Source organism: Streptomyces celluloflavus (genome assembly GCA_000720995.1).
Classification (GTDB): domain Bacteria; phylum Actinomycetota; class Actinomycetes; order Streptomycetales; family Streptomycetaceae; genus Streptomyces; species Streptomyces celluloflavus.
Map to the genome: position 1 here is coordinate 1 of JOEL01000128.1, position 876 is coordinate 876.

Consider the following 876-nt stretch of genomic DNA (forward strand, 5'->3'; position numbering starts at 1 on the left):
CCTAAGGGTTGTCCCGTAACTGCTGGTCACGGGTGAGATGATCTTGCTGTGTCTGGTGTGATCACGGCGTCGGAGCCGTCTTGGATAGGCCCGTTCACCGGGTTGAGCCCGCGTCAGTTCGGCAAGCTGATCACCGCGTTGCGGCGCGAGGGAGCGGACCCCGTGCGCAAGGGCCGGCCGTGGAGCCTGACTCTGGAGGACCGGGTCCTGCTGGTCGCCGCGTACTGGCGGACCAACCTCACGCTGCGCCAGCTGGCGCCGCTGTTCGGGGTGTCGAAGTCGGCCGCCGCCCGCATCATCGATCACCTCGGGCCCTCGCTCGCGCTCCAGCAACGCAAGCGGTTCCGCAAGGACACCGTGCTGATCGTGGACGGCACCCTGGTCCCCACCCGCGACCACACCATCGCCGAGCAGTCGAAGAACTACAGGTATTCGACCAATCACCAGGTCGTCATCGACGCCGACAGTCGTCTGGTCGTCGCCGTCGGCAGGCCGCTGCCGGGCAACCGCAATGACTGCAAGGCGTGGGAGCTTTCCGGCGCCAAGGACGCCGTCGGTCGCACCACGGTCATCGCGGACGGCGGCTACCGGGGCACCGGCTTGGTCATCCCACACCGCCGCGAGCGCGGCCAGACCGAACTGCTGGCCTGGAAAGAGGAGCACAACACCTCCCACCGCAAGGTCCGCGCCCGTGTCGAGCACGCCTTCGCCCGCATGAAGACCTGGAAGATCCTTCGTGACTGCCGCCTCAAGGGTGACGGCGTCCACCACGCCATTCTCGGCATCGCCCGCCTGCACAACCTCGCCCTGGCCGGATGACGGAGAAATGAGCTGCTCAAGCAGCATGCCGTAGATCATTTACGGGACAACGCTTAG

General features: G+C 66.4%; 1 protein-coding gene. It reads left to right on the top strand.

All coding sequences use genetic code 11. From position 1 onward, the window contains the following. Positions 1 to 48: 48 nt before the first annotated feature. The gene (locus IH09_RS36180; protein ID WP_052861987.1) at positions 49 to 819 is read left to right on the top strand and encodes an IS5/IS1182 family transposase; all 771 of its coding nucleotides are present in this window, start codon (positions 49 to 51) and stop codon (positions 817 to 819) included. Positions 820 to 876: the final 57 nt, after the last annotated feature.